Genomic DNA, 21,950 nt, shown 5'->3' with positions numbered 1-21,950 from the left:
TTCAGCGCGCCCCGCCTCTATTACCTCTGAATTTCCCCACTACGTAAGCTCCGAACCTTAGCCCGTCATCCCCGTCTAGCGCCCCGTGTCTGCATGTCTGCGTCTCCGGTAAGGGGCGTTCTAAGGTTTGTTCCAAATACCCGCAACCCCTTTTTTAGGATTATGACAGTTTTTCGCTATTTTCTGAATTTTCCCATAAAAACAACAGTTTGATTTTTGAAAATTCCGTTCAGCCGTCATTTTGCGCAGCTTTATTTCGTACGCTAACATCACGCTCAGCCGACTCGCTCATCCCCTCAAGGGTTATCCACAGACTGGCGGCGCAAATGTGGATTGTTTGGCCCCCCTCGCCCCCCCGAATCTCGGGGAATTCCGGTCAGAATCGCAGGGCGGGTTCGGAATCAGCGGCGTTTGATTACTCGTAGTGCCAGCAAAGCCAGAATCGCTGCCATATAAAGGAGCGGCTCGATCTGAAAACCTTTGACCAACCAAATGAAGTGCACCGCGCCCAGAACCACAGCCAGATAGGTCAGCCGATGCAGCTTGCGCCATTTGGCCCCCAGCTTGCGAATGGAATAGCTGTTAGACGTCGCGGCCAAAGGCAACAGGCAGGCAAAACCGGCCATGCCGATCGTGATATACGGCCGCTTTAGAATATCAGCCCAAATCTGTGACAGTATCCCGACATCCAGAGCCAACCACACCAACAGGTGCAACGCGACATAGATAAAGGCGAGCAATCCCAGAGCCCGACGAAACTTGATCAGGTTCAGCCGCAGGTAGCGGCGCGCAGGCGTGATCGCCAATCCCGCCACCAAAAGCTGAAGCGCGAGCAAGCCGAGCTCTTTTTCCAGCGCCTTGATCGGCTCCGCCCCCAGCCCACCGGTCTGGGCCTGAAACAGGAACCACGGGACCGGCATCAGCCCCACTATATATACAACCCATGTTGGGACGCGTCGGGCGATGGTATTCAGGCGGTCAATCATACCGCCTCGCTCACTTCTTTACGGCACACTGGTTTAGATATCCTTGCTCAGGTCCATCCCTGCGTAAAGATCAGCGACGTCATCTTCATAGCCGTTAAACATCAGTGTGGGCACACGCTTGGAAAACAACCCGCCGCCAATGACCCGCTCGCTCGCTTGGGACCAACGCGGATGGTCTACCTCTGGGTTCACATTACTATAGAACCCGTATTCCCCTGCATTCGCCTTGTTCCAGCTGGTGGGCGGCTGCGTATCTGTCAGAGTGATCCGCACCACGGATTTGATCGATTTGTAGCCATACTTCCACGGCACCACCAAACGCAGCGGCGCGCCGTTCTGTTTAGGGATTTCCTTGCCGTAGATTCCGGTCGCCATAATCGTTAACGGGTGCATCGCCTCATCTAGCCGCAGCCCTTCGACATAGGGCCAGTCGAGCACCTTATACGCGACACCCGGCATTTCATCGGGGCGCAGCGCGGTTTCAAACGACACGTATTTCGCACCTGACTGAACGCCGGCCATATTCAGCAGGTCGGCCAGTTCGAACCCGTTCCACGGCACCACCATCGACCACGCCTCGACGCAGCGGAAACGATAGATACGCTCTTCGATGCTCATCTGCTGCATGATGTCGTCGAAGCCATAGGCCCCCGGCTTATCGACCAACCCGTCGATCTGCACCGTCCAGGGTTCGATTGTCAGACGGTCTGCGTATTTTGCGGGGTCGTCCTTGCCGGTGCCGAATTCATAGTAGTTATTATAGCTGGTGATATCTTCATAGCTGTTGGGCACAAGCCCCTCGGGCGCGGCAGAGGCACGGCCCGCCATACCGGCCAGCCCGATCCCCGCCAAAGCGCCCCCCATGATCTGACGTCTATTCAGAAATGTAGCATGCGGGGTGATGTCTTTGTCCGTTAGCGTGTTGATCCAGCGATAGGCCATAACAGGCGCTCCTTACCAATATACCGGCACAAGCCTACTGCGGGTTAGCGTGCCCACCAAACGCAATCCGTTACATTTCAAGGGACACACCGGAATGTCAGGGCACCTCATGCAAACAGGGCCGAGGTTTCCCCCGGCCCTGCCCGTTCAAGTTATCGCACTATATACTGACACTATATACTATGTGCTCAGTGGACCGTCGCCTCGTCCGGTTTCGCGCGATTGCTGGCAGCAACGCGGTCGCCGATGATCAGCCCTTCGGCACCGGCATGTACCGGAATAAGATCCCCGTCCAGCACATCACCGGCCAGGATCATCTCTGCCAACGGATCTTGCAGTGCACGCTGGATCACCCGCTTCAAAGGACGCGCCCCGAACACCGGATCATAGCCTTCGTCGGCCAGCCATTTGCGCGCAGCGTCGTCCAGATCCAACCCGATCTTACGACCGGCAAGTCGTTTGAGCAGACGGTTCATCTGGATATCGACGATCCCCGCCATGTCGCCACGTGCGAGACGGTCAAAGATCACCGTTTCATCCAGACGGTTCAGGAACTCGGGGCGGAAGTGGGCCCGCACCGCATCCATTACATCCCGCTTTGCCTGCACCATGTCGCCCCCGTCAGGAAGCTGGCTCAGCGCTTGGGCACCAAGGTTGCTGGTCAGCACAATCAACGTCTGCTTGAAGTCGACCTTGCGACCCTGACCGTCGGTCAACACCCCATCGTCCAAGACCTGCAACAAGATGTTGAACACATCGGGGTGCGCTTTTTCGACCTCGTCGAACAGCACAACCTGATAAGGGCGACGCCGCACAGCTTCGGTCAACACACCGCCTTCGTCATAGCCGACATACCCCGGAGGCGCACCGATCAGACGGGCCACGGCGTGTTTCTCCATGAACTCCGACATGTCGATCCGCACCATTGCGTTCTCGTCGTCGAACAGGAATTCGGCTACAGCTTTGGTCAGTTCGGTTTTACCCACGCCTGTTGGCCCAAGGAACAGGAAGCTGCCCAAGGGACGTGCCTCGTCGTTCAGGCCAGCACGCGCACGGCGGACCGCGTTCGACACGGCCTTGACCGCTTGGTTTTGGCCAATGACACGGTTGTGCAACTGGTCTTCCATCCGCAGCAGCTTGTCACGTTCACCCTCAAGCATACGGCCAGCTGGAATGCCGGTCCAACGCTCGACCACGCTCGCGATCTGATCCGGGCGTACGGCCTCTGCGACCATGACGTCTGCCTCGCTTTCCTCCGCTTCGCCGAGCTTGCGTTCCAACTGCGGGATCACACCATAGGAAAGCTCCCCCGCTTTGGCTAGATTGCCTTCGCGTTTGGCAATCTCAAGCTCGGCACGGGCGCGGTCCAACTGCTCTTTCAGCTCGCGCGCGCCTTCAAGGCGATCGCGCTCGCCCTGCCACTGCGCCGTCATTGCGTCTGCTTTTTCCTGCAGATCACCCAGTTCTTTCTCCAGCTTGTCCAACCGGTCCTTGCTGGCGACGTCGTCCTCTTTCTTCAATGCCTCTGCTTCGATCTGCAGCTGCATGATCTGGCGGTCCAGCGCGTCCAGCTCTTCGGGCTTGCTGTCGACCTCCATCCGCAGACGGCTGGCCGCCTCGTCCATCAAGTCGATGGCTTTGTCGGGCAAGAAGCGGTCCGTGATATAGCGGTGCGACAGCGTGGCCGCAGCAACAAGCGCAGAGTCACTGATCCGCACACCGTGGTGCAGCTCATACTTCTCTTTAATACCCCGCAAGATCGATATGGTGTCCTCGACCGTAGGTTCACTCACCATGACAGGCTGGAACCGACGGGCCAAAGCCGCGTCTTTCTCTACGTATTTACGGTATTCATCCAAGGTCGTCGCACCAACGCAGTGCAATTCCCCCCGCGCCAAGGCAGGTTTGATCAGGTTGGCAGCATCCATTGCACCATCAGCCTTACCGGCACCGACCAGCGTGTGCATCTCGTCGATAAACAAGATCACCTCGCCCGCGGCTTCAGTCACTTCGGTCAGGACGGCTTTCAACCTCTCCTCGAACTCACCACGATATTTCGCGCCGGCAATCAATGCGCCCATGTCCAGCGCCAGCAGCCGTTTGTTGCGCAGCGATTCAGGGACGTCCCCATCAATGATACGCAGCGCGAGACCTTCGGCGATGGCGGTCTTACCCACCCCCGGTTCACCAATCAGCACCGGATTATTCTTTGTACGGCGGCTCAAAACCTGCATGGCACGGCGAATTTCCTCGTCCCGGCCAATGATCGGGTCGATTTTGCCTTCGCGGGCACGTTCGGTCAGGTCCAGACTATACTTCTTAAGCGCTTCATACCCGTCTTCGGCACTGGCGCTATCAGCCGTGCGGCCCTTGCGGATATCGTTGATGGCAGCGTTCAGACCCTGCGCGGTGACTTTGCCCGCGACCAATGCGTCCTTGGCACCGGATTTGACCATGGCAAGCGCCATCAGCACACGTTCTACCGGCACAAAGCTATCGCCTGCTTTTTTCGCAAGCGCCTCTGCTTCGGCCAGAACTTTGGCTGTGGTATTGTCCAGATAGACCTGTGCCGCATCGCCTGACACTTTTGGCAACTTACCCAAAGAGAGTGTCAGCGTTTCGGTAACGCGCGCCGGATTGCCACCCGCAGCGACAATCAGATTGCTTGCCAGCCCTTGGTCATCGTCCAACAACGCTTTTAGTAAATGTTCCGGCGTCAGCCGTTGGTGGCTTTCACGCGTAGCGATTGTTTGCGCAGCCTGAATGAAGCCGCGCGACCGTTCTGTAAACTTGCCCAAGTCCATGAGCTTCTCCTTTTCTCAAAGCGACCACGGGTGCGACGCCTGCTTGGCAGCGCGTCATTATGTGATCCTCGTACTAGGATTTGGGGACAGGCAGGGGCGGCTTCAAGAGAAGGCGCTCACAAATACGTCAACAAAAAAATGCGTATCAAGCCAATATTTGAACGGATGATGAAATTTAATCACACCGCGAAGTCATTGGATTCGCTGTAAAAATTACAGTTTCGCAAAATTCCGCTTATAGCAATAGGCAATCAAATAAAAGTTAATTGACTGTTTTTAAGGGAAAATTTACATTTATCCACAAGGGTAGCGACAATAGATGGAACTTTTTAGTCACACCCACGTTGTACCGGCAGAGAATGACAAAGCCGATCAAGCCAAGTTTAATCAGTACAACAAGTTTTGAGGTACGAACATGCAGACGCGCCAAATCCAGATGAACGACGTTATATATAATGCGACAGAGCAATGCTTCGAGGCACTGGTTACTGTTCATGATGGCGATCGCTCCCGCAGATATGCCTGCGCAATCAATGCGCCGATGACAATGTCATTTGATCAAGCCGCCGAAGGACTGACCAAACAGGCAGAACGTCGACACTTGGGCCGCGGCGGCATGCATTCGGAATTTCGCAGCATCAAACCATCGCCCCGCAGCGGTCGCCCACGGTTCGACCCCAAGGCTTGGTTGCAATCTGTTGCAAAGCTCAACGGCCACCGCGCCGCTTGATTTTCAGTTTCGGCGGAACTGCCTGTGCGCCCGTCCCGGCGCATGTCCCGCCCGATCCAGAGACTTCTGCCTGCCTGCACGTCTCTGACACTTGCCCGGACAGCCCTTGTGCTGCCCGGGTTTTTTTGTGCCCGTCGCGAGGTGTTTGCGTAGACACGAGAGTATGAACGCCGTAAGCCTCCGGCGTTTGTCCAATTTCACTACTATCGGAGCCCGCCCCATGTCAGATGACCGCCTGATCGTCGCCCTTGATGTTCCCCATGCTGTTGCCGGCCTTGAGCTCGCGAAAAAGCTTGGCGATACGGTGAGCTTTTACAAAATCGGATTGGGAATGCTGACAGGCGGCGGCATGGCGCTGGCAAATGAGCTCATCCAAGAGCATGGCAAACGCATTTTTCTGGATATGAAACTTTTTGACATCAGCGCGACCGTCGAAGCAGCGGTACGGGGTCTTGCGCAGTTTGATCTTGATTTCCTGACTGTTCACGGCGACCCCCACGTGGTGCGCGCCGCGATGCAGGGTGCCGCGGGTTCGCGCACCAAAATTCTCGCAGTGACAATTCTGACGTCGCTGGACCGGAACGATCTGGACGCCGCTATGATCCAGGCGGGCGACATTCCCGATCTGGTACAAACCCGGGCCGGTCGTGCACTGGATGCAGGCGCCCACGGGGTCATCGCTTCCCCTCAAGAAGCCGCGCTGATCCGCGCCCTGCCAGAGGCAAAAGGCAAGCTGATCGTAACCCCCGGCGTGCGCCCGACCGGTGCGGCTCTTGGCGATCAAAAACGGGTCGCGACGCCGGGCCAAGCTATCAAGGATGGCGCGGATCATATCGTCGTCGGCCGCCCGATCTGGCAAGCCGAAGACCCCGCAGCCGCCGCCCGCGCGGTCCTGGCAGAGCTGCCCTAATCACCCCCAAATGGCATCAAACCCGTTTAATAGCGTGCTTGGCCTATGTGATAAATCGGTAACAAACCCAAACTGGCTACCGATCAAGCGCAGTTGCGTGTATGTTTTATGACATTCATATGGCAACCTTACTTTGGTGATACTCCCCGACGAACTGGTTCTTCCTGAAGTTCGTCACCTCCCCCCGCTTTAGGCGGGGGTCTTTCTTTTCCCAGTCTAAATTTTGCACCCAGCCGCGAAATGATCGCGACGCGCCTGCCCATGGCGCAACGGCACGCAATCGAATAGACTTGCCTTAACCTTCCCTTAACCCCATTTATTCGCCATGCCCGCACTCTGCCGTGACTGCCTGTCCGAAATCACGCCTGCCCGCCGGTGCTCTGCCTGCGGCAGCCCGCGCATCACGTCGCATCCCGAATTATTTGACCTCTCCATTGCCCATATGGATTGCGATGCTTTTTATGCGTCGGTGGAAAAACGAGACAACCCCGCACTGAACGGTAAACCCGTAATCATCGGCGGCGGGCGGCGCGGCGTGGTATCGACCGCTTGCTATATCGCACGGGTCAAAGGGGTTCGATCCGCCATGCCGATGTTTCAGGCGCTCAAGCTCTGCCCCGAAGCGGTCATCATCAAGCCCCGCATGGACGCCTATGTCGAAGCCTCCCGTGCGATCCGCGCCTTGATGGAAGAGCTCACGCCCGCCCTGCAACCGCTGTCACTGGACGAGGCATTTCTGGACATGACCGGCACGACCAAGCTGCACGGCGCGCCCCCTGCGGTGATGCTCGCGCGGTTGGTGCGCCGGATGAAGCAAGAGCTGGGGCTGACCGGCTCTATCGGGCTGTCGCACAACAAGTTTCTGGCCAAGGTCGCCTCTGATCTAGATAAGCCACACGGGTTTTCGGTCATCGGCAAAGGGGAAACGCAGACATTTCTGACCGACAAACCGGTGAGCATGATCTGGGGCGTGGGCGCTGCCACCCTAGGGGCGCTGAACAAGGCGGGCATACGCACCTTTGCTGACCTGCTGCGGTGGGAACGGACCGATCTGATTGCTCGTTTCGGCAACATGGGCGACCGCCTCTGGCATCTGGCCCGAGGCCAGGACAACCGTCGCGTTTCCGCGCACGAACCGATGAAATCCATTAGCAACGAAACCACCTTTAACGAGGACACCTCGGACCCCGAACTGCTGGACGGTCACCTGTGGCGCATGGCGCAAAAAGTGGCGGACCGCGCAAAGGCCAAAGAGCTTGCGGGGCGCGTTGTTGTTCTCAAGCTGAAGCGTGCCGATTTTTCGCTGATTACCCGGCGGGTGTCTTTGTATGACCCCACTCAGCTGGCCGACCGCATCTACCGCACTGCAAGCGGGCTGTTTGATCAGCTGGGCGAGCCGGGGCCGTTCCGACTTCTGGGATGTGGCATTTCCGATCTTAGCGCCGCTGATGGGGCCGACACGGCGGGTGATCTGCTGGACCCCGATGCCGTGCGGCGTGGTCGGGCCGAACGGGCGACCGATGCCATCCGCAACCGGTTCGGGGACAAGGCCATCGTCAAAGGGCGCGCGCTGCGCTGATTATTCCGCCGCGAGCGCCAGGCTTTCAGGCCGGATACGCGCGATTTCAGCAACAACGCCGCTCAGCGCTTTTTGGACATCCTCGAAATCGCCATTGGGACGCACCAATGATTCGTTCATATACAGGGATCGGTCCAATTCGACCTGTACCGCGTGCTGCCCCCGCGCCGGGCGGCCATAAGCCTGCGTGATATATGCCCCCGCAAAAGGCGTGTTTCGTGTGACGGTAAAACCCGCGCTCGAAAAAGCGGCTTCGATTTGATCAACGACATCGTTGCCGGCAGCCGCACCAAAACGGTCGCCTAACACAACATCGGGCCGCTTGAGCCCCATCCGCGCGACCCCTTCCATCGCCTCATGCGGCATGGAATGGCAATCCACGAGAATCGCCTGCCCGTGATCGGCACGGGCGTCATTCAGCAGGCTTTGCAGCATATCGTGATACGGCACCCAATACGCCGCGATTCGCTCTCGGGCTTCGTCGAGCGTCAATTTGCCCTGATAAATCGACCGCCCATTCGCCACAACGCGCGGGATAACCCCCAAACCCGAGGCCACCCGCGGGTTATGCGCCTGCCGACGCACCCCTTCGATCAAGGCGGGGTCCAGCTCGTCTCGCGACCGGTTCAGATCAAGGAACGCACGCGGGGCACCCGCCATCAGAAATGGAGCCCCGAAATGGGGGGCGGATTTGAACAAAAGATCAACGAACGCGTCCTCTGACGAGCGGATGCTATGCCCGTCCAACACTGTGGACCGCAGAAAGGAAAAGCTGTAATTCCGACCCGAATGGGGCGACGCGAACACCGTGCAGGAATGGGCTTGATCAGGGCGAACGACTTCGTAGGCGATGTGTGGCATTGTTGCACCTTTCAAAAATGAACATAGCGCATGTTTTTACAAAGCCAAAACCCCTTGATCATGCCTGCGACTCTATTTATAGACCCCGCTACTGGTGCAGATATTTCGTGCCCTGATTTGGTTCGGGGTGCAAATTTTGTGCTACATAGGGGGTGATTAGCTCAGCGGTAGAGCACTTCGTTGACATCGAAGGGGTCACTGGTTCGATCCCAGTATCGCCCACCACCTAATTCATGGCTCAGCATTCGCTGAGCTGCCCGCAACCCGGCGCTGGCCCGCGCCACGACACAGGAGAAAGACCATGAAGGTTCGCAATTCGCTCCGCTCGCTCAAGAATCGGCATCGTGACTGCCGCGTTGTGCGTCGCAAAGGCCGCGTTTACGTAATCAACAAAACGCAGCGCCGTTTCAAAGCCCGTCAGGGTTAAGCTTCGCGCGCATTTGATTAAAAGCCGCTCCTTCGGGGGCGGCTTTTTTCGTTTGGGCTGATGAAACATGCCACGCCCTGCGCCGGCACCCCGGCCATTCGCGGCTGGCCCCTTGCGATCCCCCCAATACCCCCTAGGTTCATCTTTAACTTCAAAAGATGAACTGAAAGGGATCTCATGACCGATCTGCCCGACTATACCCCACCCGCCGTATGGGAGTGGGAACCCGGCAACGGCGGTAAATTCGCCAACATCAACCGCCCCGTCGCAGGCCCGACCGCGGATAAAGAGCTGCCAGTCGGCGAACACCCCTATCAGCTTTACTCCCTCGCGACCCCCAATGGTGTCAAAGTCACCGTGCTGCTGGAAGAACTGCTGGCTGCGGGCCACAAAGGCGCCGAATATGACGCTTGGTTGATCAACATCGGCGAAGGCGACCAATTCGGGTCCGGCTTTGTCGAGATCAACCCGAACTCTAAAATCCCCGCGATGATGGACCGGTCCGGCGATGCGCCACAGCGCTTGTTCGAATCCGGTTCGATCATGCTGCATCTGGCCGAGAAGTTCGGCGAATTCATCCCCAAAGACCCAAGCCAACGCACCGAATGTATGTCCTGGCTGTTCTGGCAGATGGGCAGTGCACCCTATCTGGGCGGCGGCTTTGGCCACTTCTACGCCTATGCGCCGGTCAAGATTAAATACTGCATCGACCGCTTCGCGATGGAAACCAAGCGTCAGCTGGACGTGTTGGACCGGCATCTGGCCGATAACGAATATATGGCGGGCGAGTATTCGATTGCGGATATGGCGATCTGGGCTTGGTATGGTCAGCTGGTTCTGGGGCGGCTTTATGATGCGGCTGAATTCCTGAACGTCGACTCGTATGAAAACCTGATGAAATGGGCCAAGAAAATCGATGCGCGGCCCGCGGTGACGCGTGGCCGTATGGTCAACCGTCCCTTCGGTGAACCCGAAATGCAGCTGCACGAACGTCACGACGCCAGCGATTTCGACACCAAAACCCAAGACAAAATCGACGGCTAAACGACTGCGTCTTGCCGTCCCTGTGCGGCGAGACGCTTATCTTATAAATACAGTCAAGTATTCCTTGATGTCTGACCTCAAATCTGTTTCTTACTCTTTTTATAAGTTTTACACAGATGGAGGTCACCTCATGACTTTTACGAAAACCACGTTCACGGCTGCCTTGTTGGCAACGGTTGCCCTACCCGCTTTTGCAGAAGGTCAGCTGAACCTCTATTCTGCACGTCACTACGACACTGACGAGCGTCTGTATTCGGACTTTACCGAGCAAACCGGCATCACTATTAACCGCATCGAAGGCAAAGCAGACGAGCTGCTGGCCCGTGTGGCTGCCGAGGGCGCGAACTCTCCTGCGGACGTACTGATCACCGTCGATACGAGCCGCCTGAGCCGCGCCAAGGAAATGGGCCTGCTGCAATCTGTTGACAGCGACATCCTCGAAGAGCGTATCCCAGGCAATCTGCAAGACGCCGACAACGAATGGTTCGGCTTTTCGCAGCGCGCGCGGATCATTTTTTACAGCAAGGATGCCGTAGACAACCCACCGCAAACCTATCTGGACCTCGCCGACCCGGCCTACGAGGGTCAGGTATGCATCCGTTCCTCTACCAATTCTTACAACCAGACGCTGCTGGCGGCTTTGGTTACGCACCACGGCGAAGAAAAAGCCACCGAATGGGCGCAGGGCGTTGTGAACAACATGGCACGCGCACCACAGGGCGGTGACACCGACCAGCTGCGCGGTCTGGTTTCGGGCGAATGCGAAATCTCTGTCTCGAACTCCTATTACTTTGCCCGCGCGATCCGTACCGACGTGGACGGGCTCAGCGCTGATATTGATAAAATCGACGTGGTTTTCCCTGACCAAGAAGGCAACGGCGCACACATGAACCTGTCCGGTGCCGGTGTTGCAGCCAATGCGCCAAACCGTGACAACGCGGTCAAATTCCTCGAGTACCTGTCCTCCGACAGCGCACAGTCCTACTTCTCTGCGGGTAACGACGAATACCCCGCCGTTCAGGGTGTGGAACTGGCAGAGTCGGTTGCCAAGCTCGGCGAATTCAAAGCAGACGAGGTCAACCTCTCGGAAGTGGCCAAGAACATTCCGGCGGCACAGAAAATCTTTAATGCGGTTGGCTGGGAATAATCCCAGCCTGCCACGGCAGCGACATGCCATTGAACCGCATCGGCCTTTGGCCGGTGCGGTTTTTTCATGGGCGATGCCAAACGGTTAGGTTTGACGCCCGACCTGCCGGCAGATCAGGATGACCGGAAGCAGCCCCATCGCCACGATTACAAGGCTCGGCACCGCAGCCCCGTCCAGCCGTTCGTCGCTGGCCAGCCGGTAGGCCTGCACCGCAAGCGTGTCGTAGTTAAAAGGCCGCATGATCAAGGTCGCCGGCAGCTCTTTCATCACATCGACAAAGACGATCAACAGCGCGGTCAGCAGACTGGGCGACAGGATCGGCAGGTGAATACGGCGCAGCGTCCCCACGGGGGTCTCTCCGAGCGACCGTGCGGCGGAATCCATATTGGCATGCACCATCGCTTGTCCGCCCTCATACGCGCCCAATGCAGCCGCGAGGAAGCGCACCATATAGGCGGCCACCAGAAGCCAGATCGACCCCGTCACCAACAAACCGGTCGAGATGTCAAAGGTGCTGCGCATCCATGCGTCAAGCTGGTTATCGAATGTCGCGAAAGGTACCATCAGCCCCACCGCGATCACCCCGCCCGGCACCGCATAGCCAAGACGCGCAATATACCCCGCCCCAAAGGACAGCTTGCCCGGACGTAGCCGCTGGAAGAAGCCAACGCAGACCGCCGCGGCCACGGTCAGCACCGCAGCCACCCCCGCCAGCGTGGCAGAGTTACGGATGAAGCCCAGATAGCGCGGGCTGAGCAGGTCCTGCTCTGACCCTGTGCCCATCCAGATCAGCACAATGACCGGTAGGATCGCACCAAAGATCACGGGGATACCGCAGGCCAACAGCGCCGCAGCAGCACGCCAGCCTGTCAGCGGTGCCGGAGGCATGGCTACGGCACGGCGGGCCGGATCATGGTACTTCGCCTTGCCACGCTGGATACGCTCAAGCATCGCGAGCAGCAGCGCAAAGCTGAGCAAGCACAGCGCGAGCTGCGCCGCACCAGCGCGGTCGAACAGGGAGAACCAGCTGGTGTAGATCCCTGTGGCAAAAGTCTGCACCCCAAAATAGGCGACGGTCCCGAAATCGGCGATCGTCTCCATTACCGTCAGCAGGACGCCTGCGGCAATCGCAGGGCGCGCCAGCGGCAGGCTGACCTTAAAGAACGCGGCCCATGCACTGCTGCCCAAAGCACGCGCTGCCAGAAACGTCGTGGCGGATTGCTGCAAGAAGGCTGCACGCGCCAGCAGGTAGACATAGGGGTAAAGCACCAGCACCAACATCAGCGCCGCCCCCCCCAAAGACCGTATCTCGGGGAACCAGTAATCGCGCGGGCCCCAGCCTGTCAGGTCACGCAGAGCGGTCTGCACAATGCCCGGATGGTCAAGGATATGCGTATAGGCATAGGCCAATACATAGGCAGGAAAAGCCAGCGGCAGCACCAGCGCGATCTCAAGCACGCGCGCACCGGGAAAGCGCGTCATGGTGACCAGCCACGCGGTCCCGACGCCCAAGGCAAAGGTCCCCATCGCGACCATTGCCACCAAGAGCAGCGTCGTGCCAGCATAGCCCAGCAGAACAGTATCAATCAGATGGCGCACCGTATCGGTGCCCCCGACCAATGCAGCCAGCAGTACGGCAATCATAGGCAAGGCACAGGTCGCTGCAATCGCGACCGCAACCCCCGCCAGCAAACGCACGCCATCGCGCGATTTTTTCACGGCGGCGGGGCTTGTATTTATATCCTGTGTCGTCATGCGATTGGTTTCGACTAATTCAGTCGGAAATACCAGCGGGATGACTGAAAATTGTACCGCCGCCCCATGCGCAAAGGCGTGATCTTGCCTTTGCGGCCTGTTTCACGCCGGACACCGGCGCGATTTAGTCATAGCTACGCTGGTCTTCGATCACCAAGCCATCGTTCGGCAGGCTTCCGGGGGCGGCCAGCACGACCTTGCCCTTCAGCTTGAGCAGCGCCGCGACAGAGGCACCGTAGGCTTCGGTATCGTCGCCTGTCGTCTCAAGGTGGACCGTCATCACGTCTTGTTCGTTGGCGCGGCTTGCCACAACACGGGCTTTAGTTACCTCGGGGTGCTGCGCGACAAGGGCGGCGACCTGTTCGGGGCGCACGAACATCCCCTTGATCTTGGTGGTCTGATCGGCACGGCCCATCCAGCCCTTGATCCGCATATTGGTACGACCGCAGGGCGACGCCCCCGGCAAAACCGCACTCAGATCGCCTGTCGCGAAACGGATCAACGGATAATCGGGGTTCAACGTAGTGACCACGACCTCGCCTACGTCACCAGGTGCGACGGGCGTGCCCGTACCGGGGGTCACGATCTCGACGATCACATTCTCGTCCACGATCATGCCCTCTGCGGCGGGGCTTTCATAAGCGATGTTTCCCAAATCGGCTGTCGCATAGCTTTGCAGACAGGTGATGCCGCGCTGCGCATAATAGTCGCGCAAGGATGGGAACAACGCACCGCCACCAACGGCGGCTTTGGTGATGCCAAGTGTCACCCCCATCTCGTCGGCTTTTTCCAAAATGATCTTGAGGTAATCTGGCGTGCCGGCATAGGCGGTCGTGCCGATATCACGGGCCGCGATGACCTGCAGTTCGGTCTGGCCGGTGCCCGCAGGCAAAACCGCCGCCCCCACAGCCCGCGCACCGGATTCAAAGATCATCCCCGCCGGCGTCAGATGATAGCCAAAGCAGTTCTGCACGATGTCGCCTTTACCGATCCCCACCGCATGCAGGAACCGCCCCATACGCCACCAGTCCGGCGCATCGGAGGATGGTTCGTAGATCGGGCCTGGAGACTGGAAGATATGGGTGAACGCATGCGCAGGCCTGGTTGTGAAACCGCCAAAGGGCGCCGATTGCGCCTGCTGTTTGCCGATCTCGGATTTGCGCAGGACGGGCAACGTGGCAAGATCGTCAGCGCTGGTGATCGTTTCTGCTGTGACCCCGTCCAGCGATCCTGCATAACCCGGCAGCGCCTGCGCCCGTGCGATCTGGGCTGGCAAAGAGCGGGCAAGGTCAGCCGCCCGCGTCTCTGGGCTGCGGGTCTCTAGGCGGTCAAAGTGGGACGTCTGTGCCATGTCGCTTGCTCGCAATTCATTTGGGTGATCAGGAAATGGAAGGGTCGTGAGGCGTGCGCTAGATCAGCTGAGCCAGCGTTTGCGGCGACGGTAGCTGCGCACATCGCGGAACGATTTGCGCCCGTCGTCCGACATGCCAAGGTAAAATTCCTTAACGTCCTGGTTCTCGCGCAGATCCGCAGCAGGGCCGTCCATTACGACGCGACCGGATTCCAGAATATAGCCATAGTGCGCAAAGCGCAGCGCGACGTTGGTGTTTTGCTCGGCCAGCAAGAACGTTACGCCTTCGTTTTCGTTCACCGATTTGACGATCTCGAAAATCTGCTCAACCAGCTGCGGTGCAAGGCCCATCGACGGCTCGTCCAGCAGGATCGTTTCGGGGCGCGACATCAAGGCGCGACCGATCGCACACATCTGCTGTTCCCCGCCCGAGGTATAGCCCGCCTGCGATTTGCGCCGTTCGCGCAGCCGCGGGAAATATTCATAGACCATCTCTAGATCACGCGCGATGGCCGCCTTGCCGTCGCTGCGGGTATAGGCACCGGTCAGCAGGTTCTCTTCGATGGTGAGGTGCTCGAAACAGTGACGCCCCTCCATTACCTGCACGACACCGCGTTTCACCATATCTGCAGGGCCCGAGTTATGGACCGGCTCGTTGCGGTATTTGATCGACCCTTTGGTAACCTCGCCGCGTTCTGAATGCAGAAGGTTGGAGACCGCCTTGAGCGTCGTCGTCTTGCCCGCGCCATTGCCGCCCAACAAGGCCGTGATACCGCCCTTGGGCACCTTCAGGCTCACGCCCTTTAGCACCAGAATGACCGAGTTGTAGATCACCTCGATATTATTGACCTCAAGAAGGGTCTCGACCTGCGCGTCGGGCGTTGGGGTGGCATCCAGCATGGGTGTCTCTTTCACTAGGTGACGTGGGGATCGGACGCGGCAGCACTGCCGCCGCGCCCTTGTTTAATGGCTGCGTTTAGCAGCTGGGTTCGATACCGGATTCTGCTGCAAAGGCCTGCGCATCTTCGGTGACCAGCGGGGCCAGCACGTCTTGGTCCGACTGGATATAGTCAGTGATCAGGCTCCAGCTGTCGGCCGCTGCATCCCATTGCGCCACAGCACCAAAGCCGTTGCCGCCATGGTTTTCGCACGACACGGTGAACTCCGGCCCGAAGTTGGGCAGACCCAGATCCGCCATTTTGGCTTCGGTGATTTCCAGTGCCTCCATGCCATCACGCATCTGCGCCGGTGTCAGCGCCTTGGTGTCGTGAATGCCCTGTGCCGTTTTGGCAGCTTCAGCCGCCAGCATCGCCGCATAAAGACCACGGTTATACAAAGCGGTCCCGATCTGGTCGCCCGCGCCTGCCGCTTTACCTGCATCAACAACAAACTTCTGGATGTCGTCGAAGACGGGGAAGTCATCGCCCACATTGTGGAAGGTCAGCGCCTTGTAGCCGTTGGCTTTTTCGCCTGCTGGACGCACGTCGTTTTCAGAACCGGACCACCAGATGCCGATGAACTGATCCATCGGATAGCGGATGTTCGCGGCCTCTTGGACGGCGACCTGATTCATCACGCCCCAACCGTACATGATCACGTTGTCCGGCTTTTCACGACGGATCTGCAACCACTGGGATTTCTGTTCCTGACCGGGGTGGTCAACGGGCAACAGCGAAAGTTCGAACCCGTGCTTTTTGCCAAGCTCTTCCAGCGTGCGGATAGGCTCTTTGCCGTAGGCAGAGTTGTGATAGACCAGCGCGATCTTCTTACCCTCAAGGCTGCCACCGTTCAGATCCAGCAAGTGCTTGATCGCGACCGATGCGCCGTCCCAGTAGTTCGCGGGGTAATTAAAGATGTTGCTAAAGACTGACCCGTCTTTGGCCGATGTGCGGCCATAGCCCATCGAGTGGACAGGAATGCCGTCTGCCGTAGCTTTAGGGATCAGCTGGTAGGTGATGCCAGTAGACAGCGGCTGATAGACCAACGCGCCTTCGCCCTTGGTGCTTTCATAGCATTCCACACCTTTTTCGGTGTTATAGCCGGTTTCGCATTCGATCATCCGGATCGGTTCACCACCGATGCCGCCGTCACGTTCGTTCAGCAGCGTAAAATAATCCGCATAGCCGTCGGCAAACGGAATGCCATTCGCCGCATAGGGGCCCGTGCGATAGCTGAGCGACGGGAATACAAGCTCTGCCATTGCGGGGCCCGCAGCCAGAGCAGCGCCTAGCGCCAACGTAGTCATCTTCAGTTTCATCGGTGTTTCCTCCCTTGGATGTATCCGATCTTGCCGGGTTGTCCCGGTCGTCTTCTTCGGCCTTGGGTCTCCTCCCCCGTTGGCCATGCCGCCCCCCGCTAGTGCGGGAAGGGCCACAATCTCAGTTTTTCCTTGGCGACGCGCCACAGTTGCGCCAGCCCGTGCGGTTCCGCGATCAAGAAGATGATGATCAACCCGCCCACAATCACAAGCTGCAAGTGCGCCACGATATCCGTCGGCCAACCCAGCCAGTCGACACCCACGATTTTCAGGGCCACAGGCAAGAGCACGAGGAACGCGGCCCCGGCAAAGCTGCCAAAGATCGACCCCAGCCCGCCGATGATGATCATAAAGAGCACAAGGAATGATTTCTGGATACCAAAGACTTCGCCGACCTCGACCGCGCCCAAATAGACAGAAAAGAACAACGCACCCGAGATACCGATAAAGAACGAGCTGACCGCAAAGGCCGTCAGTTTTGCCCGCAGTGGGTTCACCCCGATGATCTCGGCGGCGATATCCATGTCACGGATCGCCATCCATTTGCGCCCCACCGACCCGCGGGTCAGGTTCCGCGCCACATAGGCACTGAAAATCACGAACATCAGGCAAAACAGATAGGTCGCCCAAGCTTCGGTATTCGGGCCCGTGACCTCGATCCCGAAAAAGGTCCGTTCAGGCGCACTGATCTGGCCCGAGGCAGAGTAGTTGTAGAACCACGGCACACGGTTAAAGAGCCACACCAGAAAAAACTGCGCCGCCAACGTGGCCACAGCCAGATAGAACCCTTTGATCCGCAGTGACGGCAGGCCGAACAACACGCCGACACAGGCCGTGACCAGACCCGACAGCAGCACATGCACCAGCATGCTGACTTCGGGAAAAGCCGTCATGAACTTGTAGCAGGCATAGGCCCCCACAGCCATAAAGCCGCCGGTCCCCAGACTGACCTGTCCGCAATAGCCCACCAGGATATTCAACCCGATCGCCGCGATGGCGTAGATCAGGAACGGCAGGAACAGCGAGTTCACCCAGTAGTCGTTGATCATAAACGGGATCACCGCGATGGCGATGAACAGCACAAAGTAATAGCGATACCGGTCAAACTTGATCGGAAACGTCTGGCTGTCTTCCGCATAGGTGGAGCTGAAATCCCCTGATTCACGATAAAGCATCAGATGCGCCCCTCATTCCAAATGGTTTTAAATCCTGGGGCCCGAACCCTACACATTGGCAAAGCCCCAGTCAGGGAGTTGCCAAAACTACACACGCTCAATGATCTTCTCCCCGAACAAGCCTTGCGGACGGAACACCAGAAAGATCAGCGCCAACATGTAGGCAAACCAGTTCTCAGTCGCACCGCCAAGGAAAGGCGCTCCAATCAGGAATTCGAACAGTTTCTCACCCACACCGATGATCAAGCCGCCCACGATGGCACCGGGAATAGAGGTGAACCCCCCCAGCATCAGCACCGGCAACGCCTTGAGCGCGATCAGCGAGAGCGAGAATTGAACCCCCGATTTCGTGCCCCACATGATGCCTGCCACCAGTGCGACAAAGCCCGCCAACGACCACACGAGGATCCAGATAAAGTTCAGCGACACGCCGACCGACAAAGCCGCTTGGTGGTCATCCGCCACAGCGCGCATGGCGCGGCCCTGTTTGGTGTATTGCGCAAACATCACCAGCCCGATCACCAGCAACGCGGCGATAATGCTGGCTACGATATCCAGATTATCGATGAAGAACCCGTAGCCAAAGGCGTTAAAGGTGGTGTCGTCGATCCAGGTGTTCAAACCCTGCGGCAGGCCCACATCCATAGATTTGATGTCAGACCCCCACATCAGATCGCCCACCCCTTCAAGGAAATAGGCCAGACCGATGGTCGCCATGAACAGGATGATCGGCTCTTGCCCGACCAGATGGCGAAACACCAACCGCTGGACCGCATAAGCCAGACCGATCATCACCACCATGGTCAGCAAGATCGCAAGGAACGCCGGTACATGCCATCCGAAATGGTGGATATCCGTGCCCAAGATCGCGTTGATCAGATGGCTGAACGGCACCTGCCCGTCGATGATCCCGGCAAGGGTCAGAGCCGCGAACAGCGCCATCACCCCTTGGGCATAGTTGAAAATTCCCGAGGCTTTGTAGATCAGAACAAACCCCAACGCGACCAGTGCATACAGCACGCCCGCCATCAGACCGTTCAGGAACACCTCGATTGTAAAGGCCAGTTGCTCAGGCATATCAGACCCTCCTCATCGCAAAACCAGTGGCAAAATCAGTCATGGGCAACCCCCAGGTACGCGTCGATCACGTCTTGATTGTTGCGCACCTCGCTTGGGGTGCCGTCGCCGATCTTCTTGCCGTAATCCATCACGACTACGCGGTCGCTCAGGTCCATCACAACGCCCATGTCGTGTTCGATCAGGGCAATCGTCGTGCCAAATTCATCGTTCACATCCAGAATAAAGCGGCTCATGTCCTCTTTTTCCTCGACGTTCATCCCCGCCATCGGTTCGTCCAGCAGCAGGATTGACGGCTCAGCAGCCAGCGCGCGCGCCAGTTCAACCCGCTTCTTCAAACCATAAGACAGCCGCGACACCGGCGTCTTGCGGATCGCCTGAATCTCAAGGAAGTCGATGATCTTTTCGGCCACTTCGCGGTTCGCGGTCTCTTCGCGCTCTGCCTTGCCCTTCCAGATCGACTGCCAGAACATGCCGGTCTTCATATTGGTCAAACGCCCCGTCATGACGTTGTCCAGCACCGACATCCCCTCGAACAAGGCGATGTTCTGGAACGTGCGTGCGATGCCTTGCTGCGCCACCTCGAACGGTTTCATCGACGGACGTGGGGCACCTTTGTACCAGACCTCGCCTTCTTGCGGCACATAGAACCCGCTGATCACGTTCAGCATGGATGACTTGCCCGCGCCGTTCGGGCCGATGATGGCGCGGATTTCGCCCTGACGGATATCGAAGGAGATATCCTTGATCGCCTCTACCCCACCGAACCGCAGGGTGATGTTTTTCATTTCCATCACAACGGGGCCAATCTGGCGCCCATCCGCTGTGACATAGCCGTCGGTCATATCTTTCACGCCGCAGCCCCCTTCCAAATGGTCTTAAAATCCACTGCGCAACCGCAGCGCCCGCATGATCCGTTTGATGTCATGCTCATTGCGCGGCCATCTTGCGGGTGTCTGCGAACACCTTGGCGTCGCGCACCTCAAGCGTAGCCGCGATCGACCCCTTGCGCCCGTCTTCATAGGTTACTTCGGTGACCGTGCTGACCGAAGGCGACCCGTCGTAAAGTGCGGCGATGATGTCGGCGAACTTCTCGCCGATGACTTTGCGCCGCACTTTGCGCGTGCGCGTCAACTCTCCGTCGTCGGCATCAAGCTCTTTGTGCAGCACGACAAAGCGATGCACCTGACAGCCCGACAGCATTTCATCCTCGGCGATAGAGGCGTTGACCTCTTCCACATGGCTCTGGATCGTGTCCATTACTTGGGGATGCCGCGCCAGTTCTTGATAGGACGCATAGCCAATGTTGTTGCGCTCCGCCCAGCTTCCGACCGCTGTCAGGTCGATATTGATAAAGGCGGTGCAGGCGTCGCGCCCGTTGCCGAAAACCACGGCCTCCAGGACATTGGGAAAGAACTTGAGCTTGTTTTCCACATATTTCGGCGCAAACAGGCTTCCATCGGCCATTTTGCCCACATCCTTGGCGCGGTCGATAATGCGCAGATGGCCCGAGCTTTCCTCGATAAAGCCAGCGTCACCGGTCGCGACCCAACCTTCGGCATCCTTGGTATCGGCGGTGCTTTCGGGGTTTTTGTAATACTCGACGAAAACGCCGGGGCTGCGGTAGAACACTTCGCCATTTTCGGCGATCTTTAGCTCCACGCCTGGGCAGGTCACACCAACCGTGTCACTACGCACTTCGCCGTCCGGCTGCGCGGTAATAAACACCGTCGCCTCTGTTTGTCCGTAAAGCTGTTTCAAGTTGATCCCGAGCGAGCGATAGAAATCGAAAATCTCGGGCCCGATCGCCTCGCCCGCGGTATAGCCGACGCGCACGCGGCTGAGGCCCAGCGTGTTTTTCAGCGGGCCATAGATCATCAACTCGCCCAAGGCATATTTCGCGCGGTCCATCGCACCGACGGATTTACCATCCAGAATCGCGGGGCCAACCCTGCGCGCATGGGACATGAATTTATCAAACAGCCACTTTTTGAACCGGCTTGCGTCCTCCATGCGGATCATCACCGATGTCAGCTGGGTTTCAAATACGCGGGGCGGGGCAAAGTAGTAGGTCGGGCCGATCTCGCGCAAATCAACATGCATCGTATCAGCCGATTCAGGGCAGTTCGTGCAAAACCCTGTCCACAGCGCCTGACCTACGGAAAAGATGAAATCCCCCACCCAAGCCATCGGCAGGTAGGCCAGAATATCGTCGGTCTGGCGCAACTTGTCGAAGACAGAGGAAGATTTGGCTGTCTCGATAATGTTGCGGTTGCTCAGCACCACGCCCTTGGGCTTGCCCGTGGTGCCTGAGGTATAAAGCATGACGCCCGTGCTGTCGTAATCCAGCTTGGCCTGACGTGCCTCAAGCTCTTTGATGTGTTTATCGCGTGCCTTGCGGCCCATGTCTTGGACGGCGCTATATTGGTCCAGCGCGGCGTGATCGTATTTGCGCAAGCCGCGTGGATCGAGATAGATCATGCGTTCGAACTGGGTCAGCTGGTCTTGAACGTCCAGCACCTTGTCGACCTGTTCCTGGTCGCCCACGACGGCAAACCGTGCGCCGCAATGGTCCAGTACATAGGCCATCTCTTCTGCGTTGGCATCCTGATACAGCGGCACCGGCACCGCGCCAACCATCTCTGCGGCCATCATGGCCCAATAGAGATAGGGGCGGTTGCGACCGATGATGGCGATAAAATCGCCTTCGTTCGCGCCAAGTTCCAGCAAGCCAAGCGCAAGCGCTTCGACCTCGTCGCGGGTCTGCGACCAGGTCCAGCTTTGCCAGATGCCATATTCTTTTTCGCGATACGCGGGTGCGTTCGCAAATTGCGTTGCATTACGATGCAGCAGCGCCGGAACCGATTGCGGTCCGTCGGCGCTCACGAGCGTGTGAGCCAAATGT

At 58.1% G+C, this 21,950-nt stretch carries 18 protein-coding genes and 1 tRNA gene; 7 read left to right on the top strand and 12 right to left on the bottom strand.

The window, feature by feature from the left end; translation table 11 throughout:
- Window positions 1-401: 401 nt before the first annotated feature.
- The 3 genes from msrQ to clpB form a co-directional block, all read right to left on the bottom strand.
- Window positions 402-986, bottom strand: a complete 585-nt coding sequence (gene msrQ, locus E5180_RS13985) for a protein-methionine-sulfoxide reductase heme-binding subunit MsrQ (protein ID WP_138924921.1) — start codon at window positions 984-986, stop codon at window positions 402-404.
- A gap of 33 nt (window positions 987-1,019) precedes the next feature.
- Window positions 1,020-1,928: a protein-methionine-sulfoxide reductase catalytic subunit MsrP gene (gene msrP / locus E5180_RS13980; protein WP_138924920.1), complete on the bottom strand. Its 909-nt coding sequence runs from the start codon at window positions 1,926-1,928 to the stop codon at window positions 1,020-1,022.
- 188 nt (window positions 1,929-2,116) lie between these two features.
- Window positions 2,117-4,732 (bottom strand): ATP-dependent chaperone ClpB, encoded by a 2,616-nt coding sequence (gene clpB, locus E5180_RS13975; protein ID WP_138924919.1) that lies wholly within the window; start codon window positions 4,730-4,732, stop codon window positions 2,117-2,119.
- Between the two features lie 547 nt (window positions 4,733-5,279).
- Here clpB and E5180_RS15970 point away from each other — a divergent pair.
- From E5180_RS15970 to E5180_RS13960, 3 genes are all read left to right on the top strand, one after another.
- A complete protein-coding gene (locus tag E5180_RS15970; RefSeq protein WP_254700487.1) occupies window positions 5,280-5,462 on the top strand; it encodes a hypothetical protein in 183 nt (60 codons plus the stop codon).
- A gap of 220 nt (window positions 5,463-5,682) precedes the next feature.
- A complete protein-coding gene (gene pyrF, locus E5180_RS13965) occupies window positions 5,683-6,372 on the top strand; it encodes an orotidine-5'-phosphate decarboxylase (RefSeq protein ID WP_138924917.1) in 690 nt (229 codons plus the stop codon).
- A 325-nt stretch (window positions 6,373-6,697) separates the two neighbouring features.
- Window positions 6,698-7,951, top strand: coding sequence for a DNA polymerase IV (locus E5180_RS13960; RefSeq protein WP_138924916.1), 1,254 nt, complete (start codon window positions 6,698-6,700; stop codon window positions 7,949-7,951).
- Here E5180_RS13960 and E5180_RS13955 read toward each other — a convergent pair whose 3' ends face one another.
- Window positions 7,952-8,812 carry an N-formylglutamate amidohydrolase gene (locus tag E5180_RS13955; protein ID WP_138924915.1) on the bottom strand — a complete coding sequence of 287 codons (861 nt, stop codon included), beginning with the start codon at window positions 8,810-8,812 and terminating at the stop codon, window positions 7,952-7,954.
- Window positions 8,813-8,962: 150 nt separating this feature from the next.
- On the opposite strand from E5180_RS13955, the gene E5180_RS13950 reads away from it, so the two are divergent.
- From E5180_RS13950 to E5180_RS13935, 4 genes are all read left to right on the top strand, one after another.
- Window positions 8,963-9,037: transfer RNA gene (locus E5180_RS13950), tRNA-Val, on the top strand.
- Between the two features lie 76 nt (window positions 9,038-9,113).
- Entirely contained in the window at window positions 9,114-9,239 is a 126-nt protein-coding gene (gene ykgO, locus E5180_RS13945) for a type B 50S ribosomal protein L36 (RefSeq protein ID WP_005850168.1), read from the top strand.
- 177 nt (window positions 9,240-9,416) lie between these two features.
- Window positions 9,417-10,283, top strand: a complete 867-nt coding sequence (yghU, locus tag E5180_RS13940; RefSeq protein ID WP_138924914.1) for a glutathione-dependent disulfide-bond oxidoreductase — start codon at window positions 9,417-9,419, stop codon at window positions 10,281-10,283.
- Between the two features lie 130 nt (window positions 10,284-10,413).
- Complete coding sequence (locus E5180_RS13935) at window positions 10,414-11,430, top strand: Fe(3+) ABC transporter substrate-binding protein (protein ID WP_138924913.1); 1,017 nt, start codon at window positions 10,414-10,416, stop codon at window positions 11,428-11,430.
- Window positions 11,431-11,514: 84 nt separating this feature from the next.
- Here the strand turns inward: E5180_RS13935 and E5180_RS13930 are convergent, their stop codons facing one another.
- The 8 genes from E5180_RS13930 to E5180_RS13895 all read right to left on the bottom strand — a co-directional run bounded on the left by E5180_RS13930 (window position 11,515) and on the right by E5180_RS13895 (window position 21,946).
- Entirely contained in the window at window positions 11,515-13,185 is a 1,671-nt protein-coding gene (locus E5180_RS13930) for an ABC transporter permease (RefSeq protein ID WP_138924912.1), read from the bottom strand.
- Window positions 13,186-13,309: 124 nt separating this feature from the next.
- Entirely contained in the window at window positions 13,310-14,536 is a 1,227-nt protein-coding gene (locus E5180_RS13925; RefSeq protein WP_138924911.1) for a phenylacetate--CoA ligase family protein, read from the bottom strand.
- A gap of 63 nt (window positions 14,537-14,599) precedes the next feature.
- Window positions 14,600-15,436: an ABC transporter ATP-binding protein gene (locus E5180_RS13920; protein ID WP_138924910.1), complete on the bottom strand. Its 837-nt coding sequence runs from the start codon at window positions 15,434-15,436 to the stop codon at window positions 14,600-14,602.
- 76 nt (window positions 15,437-15,512) lie between these two features.
- Window positions 15,513-16,793, bottom strand: a complete 1,281-nt coding sequence (locus tag E5180_RS13915) for an ABC transporter substrate-binding protein (protein ID WP_138924909.1) — start codon at window positions 16,791-16,793, stop codon at window positions 15,513-15,515.
- A 98-nt stretch (window positions 16,794-16,891) separates the two neighbouring features.
- Window positions 16,892-17,968: a branched-chain amino acid ABC transporter permease gene (locus E5180_RS13910; RefSeq protein ID WP_138924908.1), complete on the bottom strand. Its 1,077-nt coding sequence runs from the start codon at window positions 17,966-17,968 to the stop codon at window positions 16,892-16,894.
- 87 nt (window positions 17,969-18,055) lie between these two features.
- Window positions 18,056-19,045 (bottom strand): branched-chain amino acid ABC transporter permease, encoded by a 990-nt coding sequence (locus E5180_RS13905; RefSeq protein WP_005850184.1) that lies wholly within the window; start codon window positions 19,043-19,045, stop codon window positions 18,056-18,058.
- A 35-nt stretch (window positions 19,046-19,080) separates the two neighbouring features.
- Window positions 19,081-19,890 carry an ABC transporter ATP-binding protein gene (locus tag E5180_RS13900; RefSeq protein WP_254700581.1) on the bottom strand — a complete coding sequence of 270 codons (810 nt, stop codon included), beginning with the start codon at window positions 19,888-19,890 and terminating at the stop codon, window positions 19,081-19,083.
- Window positions 19,891-19,975: 85 nt separating this feature from the next.
- Entirely contained in the window at window positions 19,976-21,946 is a 1,971-nt protein-coding gene (locus E5180_RS13895) for an AMP-binding protein (RefSeq protein WP_171048953.1), read from the bottom strand.
- Window positions 21,947-21,950 lie beyond the last annotated feature (4 nt).

The sequence above is a fragment of the Sulfitobacter sp. BSw21498 genome, assembly GCF_006064855.1.
Classification (GTDB): Bacteria; Pseudomonadota; Alphaproteobacteria; order Rhodobacterales; family Rhodobacteraceae; genus Sulfitobacter.
Note: the sequence above shows the minus strand (reverse complement) of the source record. Positions and strands in the feature narration are given on the sequence as shown.

Excerpts from the sequence above, each read along its gene's own strand:
- msrQ (WP_138924921.1), bottom strand. The coding sequence starts at position 986 with ATGATTGACCGCCTGAATACCATCGCCCGACGCGTCCCAACATGGGTT.
- ykgO (WP_005850168.1), top strand. The coding sequence starts at position 9,114 with ATGAAGGTTCGCAATTCGCTCCGCTCGCTCAAGAATCGGCATCGTGAC.
- pyrF (WP_138924917.1), top strand. The coding sequence starts at position 5,683 with ATGTCAGATGACCGCCTGATCGTCGCCCTTGATGTTCCCCATGCTGTT.
- E5180_RS13955 (WP_138924915.1), bottom strand. The coding sequence starts at position 8,812 with ATGCCACACATCGCCTACGAAGTCGTTCGCCCTGATCAAGCCCATTCC.
- E5180_RS13925 (WP_138924911.1), bottom strand. The coding sequence starts at position 14,536 with ATGGCACAGACGTCCCACTTTGACCGCCTAGAGACCCGCAGCCCAGAG.
- E5180_RS13900 (WP_254700581.1), bottom strand. The coding sequence starts at position 19,890 with ATGACCGACGGCTATGTCACAGCGGATGGGCGCCAGATTGGCCCCGTT.
- E5180_RS13960 (WP_138924916.1), top strand. The coding sequence starts at position 6,698 with ATGCCCGCACTCTGCCGTGACTGCCTGTCCGAAATCACGCCTGCCCGC.
- E5180_RS13905 (WP_005850184.1), bottom strand. The coding sequence starts at position 19,045 with ATGCCTGAGCAACTGGCCTTTACAATCGAGGTGTTCCTGAACGGTCTG.
- yghU (WP_138924914.1), top strand. The coding sequence starts at position 9,417 with ATGACCGATCTGCCCGACTATACCCCACCCGCCGTATGGGAGTGGGAA.
- msrP (WP_138924920.1), bottom strand. The coding sequence starts at position 1,928 with ATGGCCTATCGCTGGATCAACACGCTAACGGACAAAGACATCACCCCG.
- E5180_RS13920 (WP_138924910.1), bottom strand. The coding sequence starts at position 15,436 with ATGCTGGATGCCACCCCAACGCCCGACGCGCAGGTCGAGACCCTTCTT.
- E5180_RS13915 (WP_138924909.1), bottom strand. The coding sequence starts at position 16,793 with ATGAAACTGAAGATGACTACGTTGGCGCTAGGCGCTGCTCTGGCTGCG.
- E5180_RS15970 (WP_254700487.1), top strand. The coding sequence starts at position 5,280 with ATGTCATTTGATCAAGCCGCCGAAGGACTGACCAAACAGGCAGAACGT.
- E5180_RS13910 (WP_138924908.1), bottom strand. The coding sequence starts at position 17,968 with ATGCTTTATCGTGAATCAGGGGATTTCAGCTCCACCTATGCGGAAGAC.
- E5180_RS13930 (WP_138924912.1), bottom strand. The coding sequence starts at position 13,185 with ATGACGACACAGGATATAAATACAAGCCCCGCCGCCGTGAAAAAATCG.
- clpB (WP_138924919.1), bottom strand. The coding sequence starts at position 4,732 with ATGGACTTGGGCAAGTTTACAGAACGGTCGCGCGGCTTCATTCAGGCT.
- E5180_RS13935 (WP_138924913.1), top strand. The coding sequence starts at position 10,414 with ATGACTTTTACGAAAACCACGTTCACGGCTGCCTTGTTGGCAACGGTT.